General features: G+C 34.2%; 17 protein-coding genes and 1 tRNA gene. 12 read left to right on the top strand and 6 right to left on the bottom strand.

Annotation, left to right across the window (positions count from 1 at the left end; genetic code table 11):
• Positions 1–16 precede the first annotated feature (16 nt).
• The 3 genes from bcp (at position 17) to DPQ89_RS01825 (ending at position 3,479) form a co-directional block, all read left to right on the top strand.
• On the top strand, positions 17–490 hold the full coding sequence (gene bcp, locus DPQ89_RS01835; protein ID WP_127714576.1) for a thioredoxin-dependent thiol peroxidase: 474 nt from the start codon (positions 17–19) through the stop codon (positions 488–490).
• Between the two features lie 126 nt (positions 491–616).
• Entirely contained in the window at positions 617–1,714 is a 1,098-nt protein-coding gene (locus tag DPQ89_RS01830; RefSeq protein WP_127714574.1) for a hypothetical protein, read from the top strand.
• Between the two features lies 1 nt (position 1,715).
• Positions 1,716–3,479, top strand: coding sequence for an ABC transporter ATP-binding protein (locus DPQ89_RS01825; RefSeq protein WP_127714572.1), 1,764 nt, complete (start codon positions 1,716–1,718; stop codon positions 3,477–3,479).
• Here DPQ89_RS01825 and DPQ89_RS01820 read toward each other — a convergent pair.
• The gene (locus DPQ89_RS01820) at positions 3,476–5,650 is read right to left on the bottom strand and encodes a response regulator (protein WP_164848218.1); all 2,175 of its coding nucleotides are present in this window, start codon (positions 5,648–5,650) and stop codon (positions 3,476–3,478) included. The two genes, DPQ89_RS01825 and DPQ89_RS01820, sit on opposite strands and share 4 nt — an antisense overlap.
• Positions 5,651–5,714: 64 nt before the next feature.
• Between DPQ89_RS01820 and DPQ89_RS01815 the strand changes: the two genes are divergently transcribed.
• The gene (locus DPQ89_RS01815) at positions 5,715–6,638 is read left to right on the top strand and encodes an ABC transporter substrate-binding protein (protein WP_127714568.1); all 924 of its coding nucleotides are present in this window, start codon (positions 5,715–5,717) and stop codon (positions 6,636–6,638) included.
• Position 6,639: 1 nt separating this feature from the next.
• On the opposite strand, the gene DPQ89_RS01810 is transcribed toward DPQ89_RS01815, so the two are convergent.
• Together DPQ89_RS01810 and DPQ89_RS01805 are read right to left on the bottom strand one after the other, a co-directional pair.
• The gene (locus DPQ89_RS01810; protein ID WP_127714566.1) at positions 6,640–6,981 is read right to left on the bottom strand and encodes a hypothetical protein; all 342 of its coding nucleotides are present in this window, start codon (positions 6,979–6,981) and stop codon (positions 6,640–6,642) included.
• Complete coding sequence (locus tag DPQ89_RS01805; protein WP_127714564.1) at positions 6,978–7,250, bottom strand: hypothetical protein; 273 nt, start codon at positions 7,248–7,250, stop codon at positions 6,978–6,980. Before DPQ89_RS01805 ends, DPQ89_RS01810 begins: the two co-directional genes overlap by 4 nt.
• Before the next feature lie 68 nt (positions 7,251–7,318).
• Here DPQ89_RS01805 and DPQ89_RS01800 point away from each other — a divergent pair, with 68 nt between their 5' ends.
• The 5 genes from DPQ89_RS01800 (at position 7,319) to DPQ89_RS01780 (ending at position 13,962) form a co-directional block, all read left to right on the top strand.
• A complete protein-coding gene (locus DPQ89_RS01800) occupies positions 7,319–8,104 on the top strand; it encodes a lipopolysaccharide assembly protein LapB (protein WP_127714562.1) in 786 nt (261 codons plus the stop codon).
• Positions 8,105–8,115: 11 nt separating this feature from the next.
• Complete coding sequence (locus tag DPQ89_RS01795) at positions 8,116–10,257, top strand: LysM peptidoglycan-binding domain-containing protein (RefSeq protein WP_164848217.1); 2,142 nt, start codon at positions 8,116–8,118, stop codon at positions 10,255–10,257.
• Between the two features lie 81 nt (positions 10,258–10,338).
• The gene (gene topA / locus DPQ89_RS01790) at positions 10,339–12,891 is read left to right on the top strand and encodes a type I DNA topoisomerase (RefSeq protein WP_127714558.1); all 2,553 of its coding nucleotides are present in this window, start codon (positions 10,339–10,341) and stop codon (positions 12,889–12,891) included.
• The gene (locus DPQ89_RS01785; RefSeq protein WP_127714556.1) at positions 12,888–13,856 is read left to right on the top strand and encodes a DUF368 domain-containing protein; all 969 of its coding nucleotides are present in this window, start codon (positions 12,888–12,890) and stop codon (positions 13,854–13,856) included. The genes topA and DPQ89_RS01785 overlap by 4 nt, the downstream gene beginning before the upstream one ends.
• A 29-nt stretch (positions 13,857–13,885) precedes the next feature.
• Positions 13,886–13,962, top strand: a tRNA-Arg gene (locus DPQ89_RS01780).
• 21 nt (positions 13,963–13,983) lie between these two features.
• Here the strand turns inward: DPQ89_RS01780 and DPQ89_RS01775 are convergent.
• Positions 13,984–14,385, bottom strand: a complete 402-nt coding sequence (locus DPQ89_RS01775) for a GNAT family N-acetyltransferase (RefSeq protein WP_127714554.1) — start codon at positions 14,383–14,385, stop codon at positions 13,984–13,986.
• 199 nt (positions 14,386–14,584) lie between these two features.
• On the opposite strand from DPQ89_RS01775, the gene DPQ89_RS01770 reads away from it, so the two are divergent.
• The 3 genes from DPQ89_RS01770 to DPQ89_RS01760 all read left to right on the top strand — a co-directional run bounded on the left by DPQ89_RS01770 (position 14,585) and on the right by DPQ89_RS01760 (position 18,415).
• A complete protein-coding gene (locus DPQ89_RS01770) occupies positions 14,585–14,977 on the top strand; it encodes a hypothetical protein (protein WP_127714552.1) in 393 nt (130 codons plus the stop codon).
• Positions 14,978–15,049: 72 nt separating this feature from the next.
• Positions 15,050–17,038: an ATP-binding protein gene (locus DPQ89_RS01765; protein ID WP_127714550.1), complete on the top strand. Its 1,989-nt coding sequence runs from the start codon at positions 15,050–15,052 to the stop codon at positions 17,036–17,038.
• 27 nt (positions 17,039–17,065) lie between these two features.
• Complete coding sequence (locus DPQ89_RS01760; protein WP_127714548.1) at positions 17,066–18,415, top strand: response regulator; 1,350 nt, start codon at positions 17,066–17,068, stop codon at positions 18,413–18,415.
• Here DPQ89_RS01760 and DPQ89_RS01755 read toward each other — a convergent pair.
• Both DPQ89_RS01755 and DPQ89_RS01750 read right to left on the bottom strand, forming a co-directional pair.
• A complete protein-coding gene (locus tag DPQ89_RS01755; protein ID WP_127714546.1) occupies positions 18,412–18,957 on the bottom strand; it encodes a pentapeptide repeat-containing protein in 546 nt (181 codons plus the stop codon). The genes DPQ89_RS01760 and DPQ89_RS01755 overlap by 4 nt on opposite strands.
• 102 nt (positions 18,958–19,059) lie before the next feature.
• Positions 19,060–20,283: a hypothetical protein gene (locus tag DPQ89_RS01750; protein WP_127714544.1), complete on the bottom strand. Its 1,224-nt coding sequence runs from the start codon at positions 20,281–20,283 to the stop codon at positions 19,060–19,062.
• Positions 20,284–20,289 lie beyond the last annotated feature (6 nt).

The raw sequence follows: 20,289 nt of genomic DNA, 5'->3' as shown, positions 1-20,289 counted from the left end.
CTCTAGGGAGAAAAAAATGAGCTTTCCAAAAATAGGAAATAATGCACCGGCATTTACGATGTTAAACCAAAGTGGTGAAAAGGTTTCTTTAAAGGACTTTAAAGGTAAAAAAAATGTTGTCCTCTATTTTTATCCAAAGGCGATGACGCCAGGTTGTACTGTACAAGCGGCCGGTGTTCGTGATCATAAAAAGCAATTTGAGAAATTAGATACTGTAGTACTAGGTGTTTCTCCAGATGAAGAAAAACGTCTTGTTAAGTTCATTGAAAGGGACGATCTAAATTTCGATCTCTTATCTGATCCTGAGCACAAATTTGCTGAGAAGTATGGTTGTTGGGGCCTTAAGAAATTTATGGGTAAAGAGTATATGGGGATCATGAGAACAACATTCATTATTGGTAAGAATGGAAAACTGATCAATGTTATGGATAAGTTTAAAACTAAGACTCACCATGAAGATGTTTTGAATTGGCTTAAAGAAAACCTGTAAGTATCTAAAACTTGGAGGCATATTATGTGCCTCCAAATGAAACAAATCAAAATAAAATATAAGTAATCTAGAAGAATTGCGTTTGGTCTGATAAAAGGTGTCCATCTTTAATGAAAGGGGAATCTTGTGAAATCAATTATTGTATCAATTCTTGTTCTATGTGCACTTCCATGTTTTGGAAAAACTATTGAAGTTATGGTTTATAATGTCGAAAACCTTTTTGACCTTAAACATGATGAAGGAAAGAACGACTGGACATTTCTACCTGCAAATACAAAAGGTAAAAAAGAAGCATGTCAAAAAGTTAAGTCTAATTATAGAAAGACAGAATGCTTAGAAACAGATTGGGCAAAAGATAACTTAGAAGTAAAAATTGAAAATATTGAAAAAATGGTTGTTAGAGATGAAAAACTTCCTGACATTCTAGCTCTCGTTGAAATTGAAAATGAAAATGTTATTTCTCAATTAGCTAAATCAATCGGATATAAGAAGTTCTTAGTAAGTAATTCACCTGATAAACGTGGAATCGATCTCGCAGTACTTTGGAAAGAAAGTGAAGAGTTAAAGTTTATTTCAAAAAATGAATTAGTTCTTGTTGGAGATTATTTTAAAGAAAGGCCAAGTAGAAATATCTTAGAGGTTGAGTTTCTTGTAGGTAAGAAAGAAAAACTGACGATCTTTGTAAATCACTGGCCATCACTAGGGAATCCAACTTCAACACGAATAGTTGCAGCAAATACTCTTGCTAAAAGGACTAAAGAAATACTTTCTAAAAATCCTAAACAGAATATCTTATCTGTTGGAGACTTTAATACAATCGATAGCAATTACCCACATCCTTTTAAGAGTGTTCTATTTGTAGATGATCTTTTTAAGGACCTTCACACAACTCATAAAGAAGATAGATCAATTAGTTGGAATATTAAAAACCAAATGCCTCCTGGTACATACTTTTACTCTAGAGCAATGACATGGAATTTATTAGATAGAATTTTCTTTACGGGAGCTTTATTAGATAAGAAAGGTTTGGAGTTGGATATTGCATCTTATAAAATCTACGCTCCAAGTTTTGCGACAAAGACGTATGAGTATAGAAAAAAAGGTGATTATCTTTATGGTTCTACAATAAAAGGAACACCTTTTAGATATGAGCATAATTCTACTTCTTCTAGAAGAGCAGGTTATTCAGATCACTTTCCTTTACTCGTAAATCTAAAATACTAAAGTGAAGAGCAAAGACACGCCCTTAAGTAGACTTTTAAGTTATATGCAGGCAAAGCGTAGAGATGTTTTGCTTGCGAGTTCTTATTCTATATTAAATAAGGTTTTCGATATAGCCCCTCCTTTACTAATAGGAATGACAGTGGATGTCGTTGTTAAGGGGAAGAAGTCATTTGTTGCAAAATTTGGCTTTGAAGATATGATGTCTCAAATCTTTGCGATAGCAGTGCTTACGGTCATTGTTTGGGTGTTAGAGTCTTTTTTTGAGTACTTATTAAAGATTAAATGGAGAAACTTGGCCCAGGAAGTACAAAGTAATCTGAGGCTTGATACTTATGAACATGTTCAAAAAATTGAGCTGAGTTATTTTGAAAACAAAAGTACAGGAAACTTAATCTCTATTCTTAACGATGATGTTAATCAGTTAGAGAGATTTTTAGATGATGGTGCAAACTCGCTCATCCAGGTAGCTACAACAGTAGTAAGTATTGGAATAATATTTTTCTACTTTTCTCCCGTAATTGCAGCTCTTTCTTTTGTTCCCGTTCCAATCGTTCTACTCGGTTCATATTACTTTCAAAAGAAAATAGAGAAGAAATATATTAATGTAAGATCTCAGGCTGGTCTTCTAAGTAGTGTTCTAAATAATAACCTTCAAGGTATTTCTACGATCAAGAGTTACTGCGCAGAGAAATTTGAACTGAATAGAATTAGACAAGAGAGTATGAAGTACGCAGAGTCTAATGCTCAGGCCATTAAAATTAGCTCAATGTTCTCTCCTCTTATTAGGATGGTGATCCTTTGTGGTTTCCTTGTAACCATGATTGTGGGAGCTTACTATGTTGAAAATAAGACTTTAGAAATCGGTTCTTATAGTGTTTTGATTTTTCTTACTCAAAGACTGCTTTGGCCGCTTACTTCTCTTGGGCAAACTTATGACCTATACCAAAGAGCTATGGCATCTGTTGTGAGAATATTTGATCTTATGGAGACTCCATTAGGAATAGTAGATGGAGAAGTATCGCTAGATAATGTTAAAGGAGATATTTCTTTTAGAGACCTTTCTTTTAGTTATGAAGCTGGCCATAGCGTATTAGACGGTATTTCTATTGATGTTCCTGCTGGGGAAACTGCTGCAATTGTTGGTGCAACAGGATCTGGGAAAAGTACGCTCGTTAAATTACTGCTAAGGTTTTATGATATTAATTCAGGGGAAATTGTAATTGATGATATTGATCTAAGGCATATAACTCAGGAAAATTTGAGAAATAATATATCTTATGTAGGACAAGATAATTACCTTTTTCATGGAACGGTTAAAGAGAATATAGCCTATGCTCAAAGTTCTACTAGTATGGAAGCTATCATAAATGCTTCTAAAATGGCCGAAGCACATGACTTTATTATGGCCTTGCCTAATGGCTATGACACAATTGTAGGTGAGAGAGGGCAGAAATTATCTGGTGGCCAAAGACAGAGAATTTCAATTGCTAGAGCAGTGTTGAAAGATTCTCCGATTTTTATTTTTGATGAAGCAACTTCAGCTGTCGACAATGAGACTGAAGCAGCTATTCAAAGATCTCTTGATAGAATCACTTCATCCAAAACCACTCTTGTTATTGCTCACCGTTTATCTACTATTCGAAATGCTCATCGTATTTATGTTCTTGATCAAGGAAGAGTTGTCGAGTCTGGAACACATCAAGAGCTTTTAGATAAGGCAGGAATTTATAATGGTCTTTGGAATGTTCAAACGGGACTAAGTTAAGAAGCTTTTTTTACTTTATAGTCTATTTCGATAAGAATTTTCTTTAATTTCTTGAAATCGAGAGGTTTAGTTAGGTAGTAGCTCATTCCTACCTTATAACATGCGATTTCATCTTCTTTAAACGCATTTGCTGTAAGAGCTATAATAATGGGCTCTTTTCTGTTTTTACGTACTTCATAGAATGCTTTTATCTTACTTGTAGCTGTTAGCCCGTCCATTTTAGGCATTTGTAAATCCATGAAAATTAAATCGAAGTCTTTTTGCTTAGTTTTTTCTAGAGCAATCAGTCCATTATCTGCGATTTCAATATCTGTAATATTCATTTTTTTTAAAGCTGAGAGAATAAGTCTTTGATTAATCTTATTGTCTTCAACGACTAATGTCCTGTATTGCTCGCTATTAAGGTTGAGCTTTTCATTCGCATCGTCTTCAGCTATTTCCTCCGCGTTGTGAGAAATATAGAACTCAACGAGGGCTCCTTCTGTTTCTTTCTTTAAAAAATAAATATCTCCTTGCATGTAGAGAATAATTTTCTTCGCAATGTAGAGACCTAGCCCAGTCCCTTGAAACTCCTTTACAAGTGAAATATCTTCTTGTTGAAAGGAATTAAATAAGAAGTCTGATCTACTGACATCAACTCCTTTTCCATTATCTTCGACCGAAAAATACAAACGATTCTCGTAATTTTCTTTTTTAAAAATTGAAACTTTTATTTTGGGAACTTTTTGCTTTGAGGAGAACTTCACACTATTGGAAATTAAGTTGATAAGCACTTGAACGAGCTTGTAAAAATCAATATTCAAAGCTGGTGGTAGCTGAGGAGATAGATCATACTCAATATTTGATGTTTTAGAATCAAGTTTGATCTTTACAATACTTTGTATCGAATGAATCAGGTCATTAATAGGAATGAGCTCTTTATTTAAGACAATCTGTCCTGATTCTATTTTTGTGAGATCTAAAATATCGTTTATTAATGACTTAAGGAAACGAGCAGATTCATTTATATCAAAGATGTATTGATCGCATTCTTCATTTATATTTTCATCTTTTAAAATTTGAGAAAAACCAATGATACTATTGAGTGGAGTCCTAAGTTCGTGACTCATATTTGCTAGAAAATCAGTTTTTGCTTGAGCCGACCTCTTCTCTTTTAGTAGAGATATTTCAAGATCCCTTGTTCTAAGCTTTACTGTTTCTTCTAGTTTTTGATTACTTTGTTCAATATTATCAAAACTTTGAATGATAATATTTTTCATCTTATAGAGTTGAGTTGTTAATTGATTAAATTCAAGACTCGAGTCATCTATTACTAAATCATTTATTTTGTTTTTTTCAAAAATATTTGCGGCCTTAGATATTTTTACCATTGGAGTTAATATATACTTTTGTAACACTAGATATATGCTTAGAAATAATATGATTGATGATAAAAGAGCAATGAATATCGTTATTCTAAAGAGAGAAGAAGATAGCTCTATTGCTAGAATGTTAGTGGCATAGTTTTCATAGATTATATCTAATACTTCACTTTCTTTTCTTTCGTAGAATGTTGTTTTCTTGAAGTTGCGAGACTTTATTACTTCTGAGTTAGAGAATGAATTGATTTTAAATGAGTAGTTGCTAGCTGAAGTAATAGTGGAGAAACTCTCTTTTAGAAAATGCTCAAGTGAAAGAGTTAGAATAATATATCCGACTTCATCGTCAAGGTATTTAAGAGGTGTTCTTAGTGAAAAGTAGTGTTTTGAGTCCTTAAGGATTATTTCACTTTTTTCAATTCTGTCGTTGATTAATGTGTACTTAAGAGAATTCATTCTGTGAACTTCATCTTTATTTAGAATATGTATTGAGTAGTACGACGGATCAATCTTTAGTATATTTTGAATTTCATTAGACGCTGTTATCTTTGCGCTCTCTCCAATAAATGAGTCCTCAAGTGATTTTATAAAGATAGGGTTTTTAGCAAAGAGATATAGCATCTCATAGGTCGCATTTAATGATTTCTTAAGTAGCTTTTCTTGTATTTGATTAATATTATTTAGTTCAGTAGATGAAGTTTCTTTAATAAAGCTATTTACATTATATCTTGCAGCAATCCATATGGATAAACATGTGAACACTATGACTAGTGTAAGCGGTGTAAATAGTCTCTTACTTAAAGATGTTGTCATATATATAGTTTTTCGACTTACCAATTCGAAACTAAATGATTTGTGAGTAAATTGATGGAGTCTTATGTTTAAAATCTTGATAGTTTTAGTTTTTGTAAGTAACAATTCTTTAGCAAAATCCATCGGTATTGGAGTGGCCTGGGAGGGAAAGTCCGGTATGGCCCAAAGAGTTTACTCAAGCTTCTTGGATGGACTTGGTGAAAAGAAAAACAAGTTTAATTTCGAAGAGGCTATTGAACTTAAATCTATTGAAGAGTTAAATGAAAAAATCACTGAATTTGAAAAAAGTAAAAAAGCAGTACTACTATTTAGATCAAGTTCTTTTAAAAGAGTTTCAAAAAAAGCAATTAGTATCCCAACTTTCCTAGGTGCGGGAAATAATCCTATTGCTCTAGGAGCTACTGATTCGATGACTAAACCGAGCCGAAATGCGACAGGAGTAACTTACTATATACCCTTAAAAAATCATTTCAAAATTTTCAAATCTATCTTTTCGCAAATGAAGAGGATTGCTTTATTTACTGAGGATGGACACCCTGGAGCGGAAGTTGAAATTAAAGAAACAGAGCAAGAATGTATACGTTATGAGCTTGAATGTGACTTCTATAGTTTTAAGACTGATAAGGAGTTATTTACGAAGACGAAGTCTTTAAAACTTAAATATGACTTTATTGTTCTAGGGGCTGAGGATTTGATTATTAGAAATACAAAAAAAATCATTTCATTGGCATTAAATACTCCTGTCTTATCTTATTCTGCTAAACCTGTAAAAGATGGAGCACTAATAGGGTTTGTTGCAAGCGATGATATTCTCGGTCGAAAGTTAGCGCAGTCCTTTTTAGAGCATTTTGAAAAAAACAAAAGTATTAGTGAGATACCATTCAAGGTAGATGATAAGCCGCAGTTTCAGATCAATGCTACTACGGCCAAAAAATTAAAAGTTGTCATTCCATTTGTTATTTTAAATGCTTCTAAAATTGTAAAATAGCTTACTTAGGATAGACACATTCAAAGTCTATAAAACGTAATTTTGAGCCAATAAGAACTTTCATATTTCCACCATATTTTTTATCTTTTTCTTCTGGTGAAAGTGTTTCTTCTTTTACTATTTGATAGGGAGCAGGGTGACAGTGCCCACGCATTCTTTGAACTGCCTTATTTCTTCTCATACGAGTTAATTGGTCAATGCCATAAGGGTTGTAAACTACGGTTCCTCCAACAATTTTACCTTTCTTGGTGAGGACAAACTCTAAGTCTGGAGCTATATTTCTAGAAGTGGAACCACAGGCGGAAAAAAATGCCGCTACGATGAGAAAAATTGTGAGTTTCATATTTGCGCATCCTCTTTAATTTCTTTTTTTAATATTTCTAATTTATGTGATTGTTGAAGTTTACTGATTATATGCATCAATTCCTCTTCAAGTCCAATATGTGCAGTGACAGTAATGTCTCTGTAGCTTTCTTTCATGGAGTTCTCTAAAGTTGAGTAGAAACATATGCCTTCATTGGCCTCTAGTTGAAAGTAGAAAAATGCTGCATCCTCTTTAGGTACCCGAATAATTAAGTGCAGTATTTGATTATTTTCAGTGATGTAGTTCATTGCGTTGCCACCAATTTCATTTTCGTTTACTATATTATTAAGAGCTTATATGTCATGGAGGACGAAAAGTGAAAAGTATTTGGACCAAAAACTTAAATTCGAGTTTTTCTTCTCGGCATCTACGTAATTTTGTATATTTATCCGTCATAAGCTCACTTGTTTCTTGTTCTTGGGTTAGTAGTAAAAGAAGTTTGTTTGGAGATGAGGAGCCTAGTGCTGCAGAAAGTGATAGTTCTAAACTTCAAACGGTACCTAAAGCTCAGTATGAGCAGCTACAGCTAAAATATAACCAACTCGTTGAACAGATGAAGAAGTCTCCAGCTCCTACAGCGCAGGCAGAAGATCTAAGTTCTTCACAAATACCTCCTGAAGACCTAGTAGAGCAATTGAACAAGGCCAAGAATTCCAATGAACTTGTTGAGACAGTTGATGTGTTTGGAAAAGATGGGCGAGTTATGGCAAGACCAAAAGGGCTTGATTCGAGACCTCCTGCAATTGTCCATAATGTCACACCTAAAGAAATTGAAGATCAAATTATTAAGTTAGAAAGGGCAACATTATTACTTTCACAAAATAAATTTGATCAGTCGCTTACAATTTTAAAAGATCTAGAGCTTTCAAATGTTAGACAAATAAGAGTAAGAGCAAAGTTTCAAATTGGAGAAATGCTATTTATCCAAGGTGAATATGATCTGTCTATGCAAGTGTTTGAAGAAATAATTCAAAAGGATGCATTTTCTGGTTTAGTTCTTAAAACTCTAGGGCGTCTTATTGTTTGTAGTGAAAAACTTAAGCTTCAAAAGAAGCAGCAGCAATACTACTCAATACTTCACGATTTCTTTGAGTCAGCTTAATGGGGAATACTTTGCTAAAAAAACTCATTATTCTACTACTTCTTTGTAGCTCTGCTGGGGCAGAGGATATTGACAGTTTAGAACTTATGGATGCAACTGATTCTAAAATATTAATGGAAGAGGTTGCTTCTCCGAGTAAGGCCTTAGATTTATCTGAACTTGAAGAAGTTGATGATCTTGAATCTTTAAAAGAAGACATTGGAGAGAGTTTATTTTCTGAAGAAGAAGATAAATCTAAAAGTAAAACTGTTCAAAAGAAAAAAAAATCTCCAGTAGCACCTCAGCTTTTTGATGAAGAGCCTGAAATCATAGTTAAAGAAAAAGTGAATGTTATTAACGAACCCAAAAAAATGGTTGAAGATGATAGTAAAGGGCCTGTTATATTTGACGTAGGGGCTGAGGAACAACAAATCTTAGAGCTTTCTAAGTTTGTTGAGACTAAAATTGCTGATAAAGAGTGGGATGAAATTTCAACCGGATCTCAACTTGAAAAATATGTCGTTCAAGAGGGAGACTGGCTATGGAAGATCTCTCAAAAATTATTCGGCTCTGGTTTCTATTACTCAAAAATATGGTCTCTTAACCCTCATATAACAAACCCACATGAGATTGAACCAGGTATGGTTCTTGCCTTTGATACAGGTTCATCTGATGAGCTTCCTAAGATTGAAGTAAGTAGTTTTGTAGAAGAGGATCTTACAACGGATAGTCCTGATAAGCCAAAGCAATTAGACTTTACTGCATTTGGTGAAAATGTAGAACCTGATTGGATTAAAGAGCGAAATAAATTAATTAAAGAAGGTGTTTATTTTCAATATGCTTCAGTTGAAACATATCAGGACTTATTTGACATAGGAAATTTACAACTAAGAAATGAATATAAAAAGTATGATCCACCTGTTCCAGATATAGTTATTCAAGAGCCAGGTGAGCAGTACGATAGCTCAGGCTTTGATAAAACTTCAAAAATATCTTTCGAAGTTAAAGAAGGGTTCTACTTAAATACTTTTATTACAACTAACGTCGTACAAGACTTAGGTGAAATTGAAGCGTCTCAAAAAGAGGCCATCTTTGTTCAAAAATTTGATAAAATATATGTCAACTTTGATAAGTCTGTAAAAGTTAAACCAGGTGATAAGTTTTCTATTTATTCTGCCGCAGGTAAGAGTGAACATGCTATTTCAGATCGAAAAGGTTTTAAGTACTATATCTCTGGTCAAATTAAAGCACTTCGAAAGATAAATAATCTTTGGGAATGTGAAATTTTCGACCTTTCAGGTCTCGTTTCTAGAAAAGATAGAATTACAGTTTATACGCCAAAGATAAATAAGATTGTTAAAACTTTTAATAAAAGAAATATCGAAGCTGCTATAGTCGATTCTTTTAGAGATACTCTAAATGGAATATCATTTGGTGATGTGGTCTACTTAGATAGAGGCCGTGCTGATGGAGTTGAACTAGGAAATGTTTTTGAGCTATATTCATTTAAGGATTATGGTACAGAGAGAAAAATTACTCCTGATCCTACTTACAAGATAGGTGAGGCGGTCGTTATTTCTCTTACAGATAACTTTGCAACAGTTCTTGTTTCAAATAGTAAGAAAGATATTCCAATTGCCACGCTGGCCCTATCTAAGACACAAGAAGAAGCCGCAAGAGTTTCAATGCTTGATAAGGGTGCAAAGCTTAAAGATGTAAGTGCGTTAGAGGCGAAGGTCTTAGATGAGCTTGATGTAGAACTAAATCTTGATAATATTTCAGAGGATCTACTTAATGCTGCTGACAAGGTGCAGCTTACAGATGATGAACTCGAAGAGTTAGAAAGACAAGAAAGAGAAAAATCCATTATCAAGGATCATGAAAAAGATCTTCTTGAATTAGAGCGTCTAGAAGCTGAGATAGTTGAGTCTGAGACCGCATTAAATGAATCAAGAGTTGATGAAGATAAGTTCTTGGAGCAGCAAAATCTAAATACTGTAGAGGGTCAACAAGCTAGTCAGGATCCTAACGCGTTCGAGTCATTAAATGATATTGAAAATGAGTTCGGAGTAAAGTATATGGATGAAGACATTAATTCTAAAGAAAATCCTTATGGTCTTACCGAATTTGATCTTGAGGAGATTGACGAGTTGTTGAACTCTGAATCATTATAGTACTAGAAATAATTAATTAATGCATATCACAAAATAGGGTGAAGTTAACTTCACCCTTTTACATTTACATAAGGAACAAAGATGGCCAGTTCAGATGTTGCTGAGACAACTAAAAAGACCGCCAGCTCTTCTAAGAAAAAAGTAGGAAAGAAAACTGCTAAGAAAGCTGCCAAGAAAACTACTAAGAAAACTGCAAAGAAAGCGACAAAGAAAACAGCTAAGAAGACTGCAAAAAAAACAGCGAAGAAGAAAGTAGGAAAGAAAACAGGTAAAAGAGACCTCGGAATCTATAGCCTTGTAATCGTGGAATCACCCTCAAAAGCTAAAACTATTAAAAAGTACTTAGGAAAGGGTTACCAAGTTGTAGCCTCTAATGGTCATATTAAGGACCTTCCAAAGTCTAAGCTTGGCGTTGATATAAAAGAAGACTTCGCTACTGACCTCGTTCCAATTTCTGGTAAGCAAGATAAAATCGAGCGAATACAAGAATTAGCAAAAGATGCACAACAAATCTACCTCGCTCCCGATATGGACCGCGAGGGTGAGGCGATCGCTTACCATTTAGCAGAAGAAATCGGGAAGAAGAAAAAGATGTTTAGAGTTGTATTTAATGCCGTAACTAAGACTGCGGTAAATAATGCAATCGAAAATCCTACAGAGCTCAATAAGTCTATGTATGAATCCCAACAAACTAGAAGAATTCTAGATAGGCTAGTTGGATATAAAATATCCCCAATCCTGTGGGACAAAGTTCAGCGTGGTATTTCTGCTGGGCGAGTTCAATCGGTGGCCTTAAGAATCATTGTTGAAAGAGAAGATGAGGTTAACGCATTTGTTCCAGAGCAGTGGTTTTCAATCCACGGTGTCTGTGAAAAAGACAAACAAAAATTTGAAATCAAATACTACGGTGAAACACAAACTAAGAAGACTGAACTTACCGATGAGAAATTCGTAAAGCAAATCCTTGGAGATGTTAAGGGGAAATCTTTAAAAGTAATTGATGTAAAAAAGAGAGAGAGAAAGCAAAATCCTACTCCTCCATTTACGACTTCTAAGCTTCAACAGGAAGCAGCAAATAAACTAGGTTTCACTGCTAAAAGAACAATGATGACTGCGCAGAAGCTTTATGAAGGTATCCAAACTACTGATCATGGAATGCAAGGTCTTATTACTTATATGAGAACTGACTCTGTAAGAACGGCTCCAGAGGCTATGCAGTCTTTGAGAGACTACGTGAAGGATAAGTATGGAAAAGAATATCTTTCAGTTGAGCCAATGGATTACAAGAAAAAAGGAAGCTCTAAGGTTCAGGACGCTCACGAGGCCATAAGACCAACGAGCTTAGAGTTTACTCCAGAATCTGTTAAAGGTGACCTAGAACCTGATCAGCAAAAATTATACGAACTCATTTGGAATAAATTTGTTTCTTCACAGATGAGTCAGGCGATAATTGACCAGACAACAGTAATGTTGGAGAGCGAAGGTCACTTCTTTAAGGCCAATGGCTCAATTATTAAGTTTCCAGGTTTTAGAACAGTTTATCTTGAAGCTGCTGCTGAGAAGAGATCTAAAAAAGGTGGAGATGACGATGAAGATGATAGCGGAGAGCTTAAAAGTGGGTTACTACCAGAGATTGTTGATGGTGAGAGCTTTAAGCCGATTGATGGTCCAAGTGAAGTAGAGCACTGGACTTCACCTCCTCCAAGATATAATGAAGCTTCATTAGTGAAGTCTTTAGAAGAGCATGGAATTGGTAGACCTTCTACATATGCAGCGATTATTTCAAATATTCAAGATAGAGGATATGTAGAGAAGACAGAAAATAGATTCTTACCAACTGAGCTTGGAATAGTTGTTTGTAGAATGCTCGTTGAGAGTTTCCCAAATATTATGAATATTAAGTTCACCGCTGGTGTTGAGGAACTACTGGACCAGATTGAAGATGGAACTATAAAGTACAAGAAAGTTTTAAGAAACTTCTGGAAAGACTTTGAAGTGACGCTTGAAAAAGCAAAAGAAGAAATGAAGAACCTCAAGAAGCAGCTCATTCCTACGGGAATGAAGTGTGTTAAATGTGAGGACGGAGAGTATCATATTAAGTGGGGGAGAAATGGTCAATTCTTTGCCTGTTCAAATTACCCCGATTGTAACTCAACTCAGGACTTCAAAAAGCATCTTGATGGATCTTATGAGATTTTACCTAAGAAGTGGTTTCATGATGATTGCCCAACTTGTCATAAAAGATTAGAAGAGAAAAAAGGAAAATATGGAAGGTTTGTGAGATGTGAGGACTATCCTCAGTGTGACACAACATTGCCATATACCTTACAAATCACTTGTCCAAAGTGTAAAAAAGGCAAGTTTGCTGAGAAGAAATCTAGATATGGAAAGATTTTTTACGGGTGCTCTAGTTACCCTGACTGTGAAACAGCTCTTTGGGATAAGCCATATGTTCATGATTGCCCTTCTTGTGGATATGCAATAATGGGACAGAGAGAAACTAAAAGAGATGGTAAACATCTTCAGTGTCCAGAATGTAAATTTAAAGTAGAGTGGGAATCAACACCTTTCTATAAAGAAGAACAAGAAAAGCTAAAGGCCGAAGAAGCGGCGCTGAAAGGTTCAGCTCAATGAGTAGTTGGAAAGAAGCTTGGAATAAAACTCCGGGTCCTGTAACAAAGGCCGATTATTTAAAGCTTGGAGCAAAAGGCTTTTGTATGGGAACAGCGGACTTAATTCCTGGTGTTTCAGGCGGAACAATAGCCTTTATAACTGGAATTTATGATCATCTTCTTGAAGCTGTAGCATCACTAGACAAGAAGTTCTTTAAGAATCTTCTAACCTTTAATATTAAAGATGCTCTTTCTCAGGTTCATGCGCGATTTATTCTACCGCTTGCTATAGGAATGATCACTGCGATTTTATCGCTAGCTCGCCTCATGCACTATTTAATTAATGAGCAACCAATACCGACTTGGGCACTCTTTTTCGGACTAATTGCTGCAAGTATTGTGATTGTTTGGAAAGACTTAGATCATCCAACTAAGGCATCGAGTTTAGGTTATATTTCTTTGGGTGCAGTCTTTGCTTGGGTAATGGTTAGTTTGATTCCGGTTTCAACACCGTCAGATTGGTGGTTTATCTACATTTGTGGAGTAATAGGTATTACTGCCATGATTCTTCCTGGATTGAGTGGCTCATTTTTGTTACTAATTTTAGGAAAGTACGAATATATCACTGGTGCTATTAAAAACCCTTTTGTTGTGGATAATATCAGTGTTTTGGCCATTTTCCTTTGCGGAACAATTTCAGGTTTGCTAGGATTTTCTAAGATTCTGAATTACTTCATGAAGCATTATAGAAACCAGACTATGGCAATCCTCACTGGAATATTAATTGGTTCTATGAAGAAAGTTTGGCCTTGGAAAGAAGTTCTTGAGACAAAAGTAGTTCGTGGAAAAGTTAAAATTCTTCGTGAAGCAAATATTTTTCCAAGTGAGCTAAATAGCGAGACAATTCTTGCTATTATATTAATCGTTGTTGGTTTTGTTGCTGTAATGGTGATGGATAATTACGGTTCTAAGAAAAATTCAAATTAATCTCTCTTTCTTTAGAGAGTATGGCATACGGGGCGTTAGCTCAGCTGGATAGAGTAGTTGGCTTCGAACCAATTGGTCGGGGGTTCGAATCCCTCACGCCCCGCCATTTTTTCACTTGAAAAACTCACTATTGTCCTGACTGTCTATCATAATTTCTTAAGTAAACCCCTTGTGTCCTTATCATTCCTATCTTTTCGTAATAAGGAATCAGCTCTTCATCACAAAGTAAGTCAATCATATATAAATGCTTTAGCTCATCTTGCATTCTGAGAACTAAGTTTTTTCCAATACCCTTACCTTGATACTCTGGCAAAACTTCTAGTAGTGGGATATATGCTGTTAAAACTCCATCCGAAACTGAATTAATGAATCCAAGTAATTTATCATTTTCGTAAGCTAATACGATCTTGTAACTACCAATGAGTATCCTTTTAAAAATTTCGATAGACGGAGGATTTGGCCAACCAATAAAAAATCCATTCAGATCGAGAGAATCTATCAATTGAGTATCTGTACTATAATTTATCATTACTGCTCCATGAGAAAATACCTCGATGATAAATATACCATATTTAAATATTAATTATTCTGGTTCTTTAGATGGTGTAGGCACAAAAATAATTAACTTTGCATTCTAAATATATATTTATTCATGATCTAGATCATGTCTATAACCCTAATAGAAGTCTATTTATTAATTATAGATAAAAACAATTAAGGAGGATTGTATGAAAAAGATTATCTTAGCACTACTCGTACTTATAATGTCTTCTTTCTCTATGGCCGAGTACTTCTCTTTTCCAGTTCACTCTATTTCAATTGTGGATGGTTATGATTCAGTATTTGTTCTTGAGAGCTCAAATAAAATGAAATCTATGTCCGATAGGATCTATATCGATTGTCAGGGATTTTTGGCCCAAATAGCTTTTTACAATGATTCAAAAAATGGTCAAAATGCTGCTCCAGAGGAGCTTTACGATCTTGATCATGCCTATTGTGAATACTTAGTTCAAGAGATTGACGATCTTTTAGAACAGGATATCGATGTTTGCTTAAGCCTTAACATAGAGTCTTATGAGTTACCAAAAATTAACGAATTTATGTGTGAAGGCAGCAACTAGAACAAATTTAAGAAAACTTTAATATCGCATCAATCACTTTACTCATCTCTATAGATTCCGAAATGTAGATAAATGAGTAGATTTCAAACATCAAAACTTTCATTCGAGCTACTAAAGTGGATTCTTGTATGCTCAACAGCTTTAACCTTCTTAGGAACGGCTGTTCAGTTCTATTCTGACTATAGAACCGGTGTTGCTACGATTGAAACTACTTTAGATCAAATTCAAAGAAGTTATACGAGCTCTATTTCTAATAGTCTGTGGAACTTAGATGACGAGCAAATAAAGATTCAGGTAAATGGAATAATTAAACTAAAGGATATTGAATATATAAAGATTTCTGAGAAACGTGAAGATGGTCTTCAAGTTTTCACTGAGCAAGGGGATTTTCAAACAAAGAATGTGATTAATAAGAAGTACAAGTTGCTCTATAAAAGCGACAACAACTTGATCGAAATAGGAATTTTACATGTTCAAGCATCTCTTACAGGTTTATTTTCACGTCTCTTTGATAAAGTTTTAATAATTCTTGTTACTCAGACTATCAAAACATTTATTGTCTCTTTCTGCATTCTTTACATTATTCATGTTCTTGTTTCTAAGAAAATAAATACCTTAGTAGAGTTTGCTAAACAATTAAGGGTTAAAAACTTAGACTCACCAATTTTATTAAAGAGGGATACAAAGAAAATTGATGAAATCGATGAACTAGCAAAGTCAATGAATCAAATGAGAATTCATTTGAAAATGTCTATCGATAAGATGAAAAAGAGTGAAGAGTATATCATTCAAGAAAGAGATTACACAAAAGATTTAATTAATGGATCTCCTTATATAATTTGTGGCCTTACCCCTGAAGGAAAATTGAACTTTATTAACCCAATGGGAGTCATATTAACGGGGGTTGATGAAAGAGAGTTGATTAATTCCCAGTTTTTTCAAGATTATTCTTCTAACGGTAGTTTGGATAAAGTTGAAAGCTTCTTCGTTGAGTCACGTATTCATGAAGTAAAAGGTTTTGAGATTCCTCTAAGAAATAGTTCAGGTAATTTAAATATGATTTCCTGGTCTACACTTCTACGCAGAGACTCAGATGGTGTTATTATTGAAATAATTTGTTTTGGTGCAGATATTACAAAAAAAGATTTGGCCGAAAAAGAGCTTAAAAAATATCAAGAGCATTTAGAGGTATTAGTCGAAAAAAGAACTTTTGAAGTTGATGAGAAAAATTTGGCATTAGAGAAAAATATTCAAGAACTTACTCAAATGCAAGACCGGTTGATTGCTCAAGAAAAACTGGCTTCTCTTGGAAGTTTAACTGCAGGAATAGCCCATGAATTGAATAATCCTCTAAACTTTATAATTAACTTTTCTTTTGCCGGACAGGAGAATTGTTCAGATATTTTAAATGAGCTTAATGAAAAAGGTATAGAGGATTTAGAAGTGCAAAATGAGATTAAAGAATGTTTAGCAGAGCAAGTAAAATTCAATGAACTAATACATGTCCATGGGAAAAGGGCTGAAACGATTATACGTTCAATGCTCGATCATTCTCGCTTAAAAGAATCTGATAGATCTGAAGAAGATATTAATGGCCTTATTGAGGAGAATATTAATTTTGCTTTCCACGCTTTAAAGTCAAAGTACAGGGGATTCAATTCAAAAATTAATCTAGTTCTACAACCAAATTTATGTAAGGTTAATATTGCAAAAAGTGAGCTTGGAAGAGTTTTCCTAAATATGTTTGCAAATGCTTTCTATGCTCTGAATATGAAAAAAGATATTGACCATAGTTTTTCTCCTGAGCTTGATGTAACTTCTAAAGAAGAAGATAACTGTGTTGTTATTAATATAAAGGATAATGGAATAGGAATTCCAAAAGAGAAGTTAAAAGATGTCTTCGATCCTTTCTTTACAACAAAGCCAACTGGAGAAGGAACAGGACTTGGACTTTCTCTGAGCCATGAAATCATAGTTGGATTACATCATGGAGAATTAGATATAAAGAGTGAAGAAGGAATATTTACAGAATTTATTATAAAATTACCAAAGAGTGCGTAAAAGAAGTTTAACTTAGATAAGGTATTTATGACTATCAAGAGTATTCTTGTCGTTGATGATGAGCTTGAAATTCTAGATATTATTGAGATTTTGATTGAATCAGAGTTCTCTTATAAAATTATTAAGGCCTCATCTGTTCTAGAGGCCATAGACTACTTGTCAACAGATTCAAGTATTGAACTTATTATATCTGATTACACCATGCCTGGTAAAAACGGAGGTGAATTGTTTATATATAATAAGAACTCTCGCAATCTTCCTTTTTTATTAGTTTCAGGGGGATTTATTCAAGACTATTATAATATGCAGGATTTGATGACTGTGAATCATCGAAATGGATTTCTTCAAAAGCCTGTTGATGATGAAAAACTATTTGATCTCATCCGAAATGCTTTTGATAACCCTGAAGTTGCGACTGATGAACATTATAAAAAGATTAATATTAATTATGCTCAGTATCTAGTTAATCAAAATATAGATATCTATTTATGCCTATCAAATGATAAATATATAAAAATCATAAATGAAGGTGAGTTGCAAGAAGTTGATCAACTGAAAAAGTATCGTGATAAAGGTGAGCGCTACTTATATATTTTAAGTGCTGACTTTTCGCGATTTACTAAAATTTTAACTGAGAGCTTAGTAAGTCATTTAGAAAATAGTAAAGACTCAAAAAATACAATTAGTGCTGCAGTATATAGTTTGGACTTTGTACATTCTTCGGTCCTAGAGATGGGATTACTTGATTCTCATGTAGAATTAATTGATAACGTGATTGAGAATTGTCTAAATAATTTAAATGAGAATAATAGATTTAACTTATTGTTAGAGTCTTTTTTTAAAGAAGAGGGATATCTCGTTTCTCACTCTGTAACGAGTATCTATATAAGCTATTTAATTTGTCTACATCTAGATTATGCAGGAGAAAAGGTTATTGAGAAGTTAGCGTATGCTTCTATAATTCATGACCTTGGACTTGTTGATAAAAGTCTTAGTGATGTTATGAGTATAAATGATGAGCGGTTTAGTTCTTTAAATAGAAGAGATCAGAACCTTGTCTTAAATCATATGTTTGAGAGTGCGAAGCTTTTAGATGAAGTGGATGCTATACCAAGTGACGTTAAGAATTTAATTTTAGATCATCATGAAAGACCGGATGGCTCTGGATTTCCAAGACACTTAACTTCCACAAGAATATCTCCTGTAAGTGCTATTTTTATTCTATCTCTAGAGTTGTCTCATTTTCTTTATTTTAAGGATATTAAAAAAGATAGTGATGAATTTATTCAAAGAATGGAGAAATCTTTTAGTAAGGGCAATTTTACCAAACCACTGGCGGGCCTAATTTCATCGATGAAAAAGGCCCTTAAGAGTTAGTTAATACCAGTGAAGTTCATCCCTAAGTGGGTGGCCATCTCTTTACTAAATGGTAGCTGCGTATTTATATTATACATCGCTCCAGTCAGGTTACAGTCATTAAAAGAAGTCATTCTCAAATCACAGTTTGTAAAGTTTGCATTCGTTAGATTGCAATTCGAAAAAGTTGTATTCTTTAGTTTTGACCATCTAAAATCTGATGACTTGGCTTCACACTCGAGAATTAAAGAGTGGCTAAGGTCAACAAATTGAAAGTTAACTTTACTTAGATTGTCTCTAGTGAAGCTATTTCCTTTTAAGTTTGACCAGGCAAATGAAGCCTTCTCAAGGTTGGAATTTTGAAAGAGCGCTTTTTTGATATTACACTTTTCAAGATTCGATTTTGTTAGGTGTGAGTTTTTGACCTTTATTTCGTTCATTATTGAACTTCTAAATGTTGAATTCTCAAGATGGCAATTATTTATGCTTCTTAAGTTTTCAAAATTTTCTAGTCTAAACTCACCAATTTTTTTGTCTCTAAGACAATGCGCTTTTGTATTCATGCGTCAATCCTTCTGTGGAATGCATGGTAATACTACAAATAAAATTGAATAAGATCGAGGATTTTTATCAAATAATACGTATTTTTTGTTGATATTTGTTAGTCAAAATGATGAGCAGTGCGTCTTTTTACCTTCTAGCCCCCAACGCATCTCATAACTATCGTTAGGATGATATGAAAGTTTAGATTTTAGTTTCAAATCAAAGAAATGTTTTAAGTTAAATTGACCAGTAGTGCCATTGAGTGTCAGGTTTATACTACACAAATTATTTAAGCTCTCATATGCTTGGAGAGATGTATTCTTTCTGAGGAGATAGTCGAGGGCCAATACAACTTCTGAAGATATACTCTGTGTATATGAGCTTGTTCTTATTTTCTTCCAACCATAGAGAAGCCTTTTTATGCCATTTTGAAGGGATTGATCCCTTGAAGGAGTTGAGTGTTCATTATACTCATCATAGCTCATACATCTATAAGAGTTTTCTTCTAAGTAGGTCTGTGTAAAGTCAATCTCTCTCTTTCTCAGCTTGAGTTGTGAGCATAAATTTTTGACTCTTCTTTTTAGGTTAGAGTCTAATGTGTCTTCCTCCGTTTTGAGTTCATCGACAACTCTTGAGAAAAAGTGATCGTCGCCATATTGTTCTAGCATTTCATATTGCTTGTCACTAGAGTCTATTGGAGTTTCAAATGAGATCTCCAGAGGAAGAAACCTTTTAAAGCCCCATGGTCTTCCACTAAGAATATGTAACGGCATACCTTCTCGAACTTCAAGCTCTCTTACTTTTACAGGTGTAGTAGAGCTATAGAGTTTTAAATGACCAGTTGGTAGAACATCTTTAATCATATAAGCGTGTCGAACAAATTCACCATTAGTTTTCCACCGAGATACATAGAAGTCAGATGGTCTAATTTCTCTAGGGTCAACAGGATACGAGTTAAATCTAGCAAGCGCCTCTGTACCAATAGACTCACCTAAGTAGTGTATAAATGCTATTACTCTTTCATGAGGGTTATCTAGAAAATCAAATAGAGGCGTTTTATTTGTAATGATATCACTATTGTAACTTGATGTTTTTAGCTTAAAGTTCAGTCCATTTTCAAATGCGTAGATGACTTTGGCCGCAATTATTGCATCAGCACAGTCCGTTTTCGTTCCAAAATAAGCACCTGTTGGTGAAGAGAATATGAGAGGGTTGTAGCTTTCTGATCTGATCCATTCAGAGAAGCTAATGAGATCATTTTCATTCCAGTTTCTTTGAGCATCCCAAACTGATGCAGTCCCACTAAAGGATAAGATAAATGTTAGTATAATGAGGATGAACTTCATGCCATC

It is taken from the genome of Halobacteriovorax sp. HLS, assembly GCF_004006665.1.
In the GTDB taxonomy this organism is placed as follows: Bacteria; Bdellovibrionota; Bacteriovoracia; order Bacteriovoracales; family Bacteriovoracaceae; genus Halobacteriovorax.
This window is presented reverse-complemented; position numbering and strand designations above follow the sequence as displayed.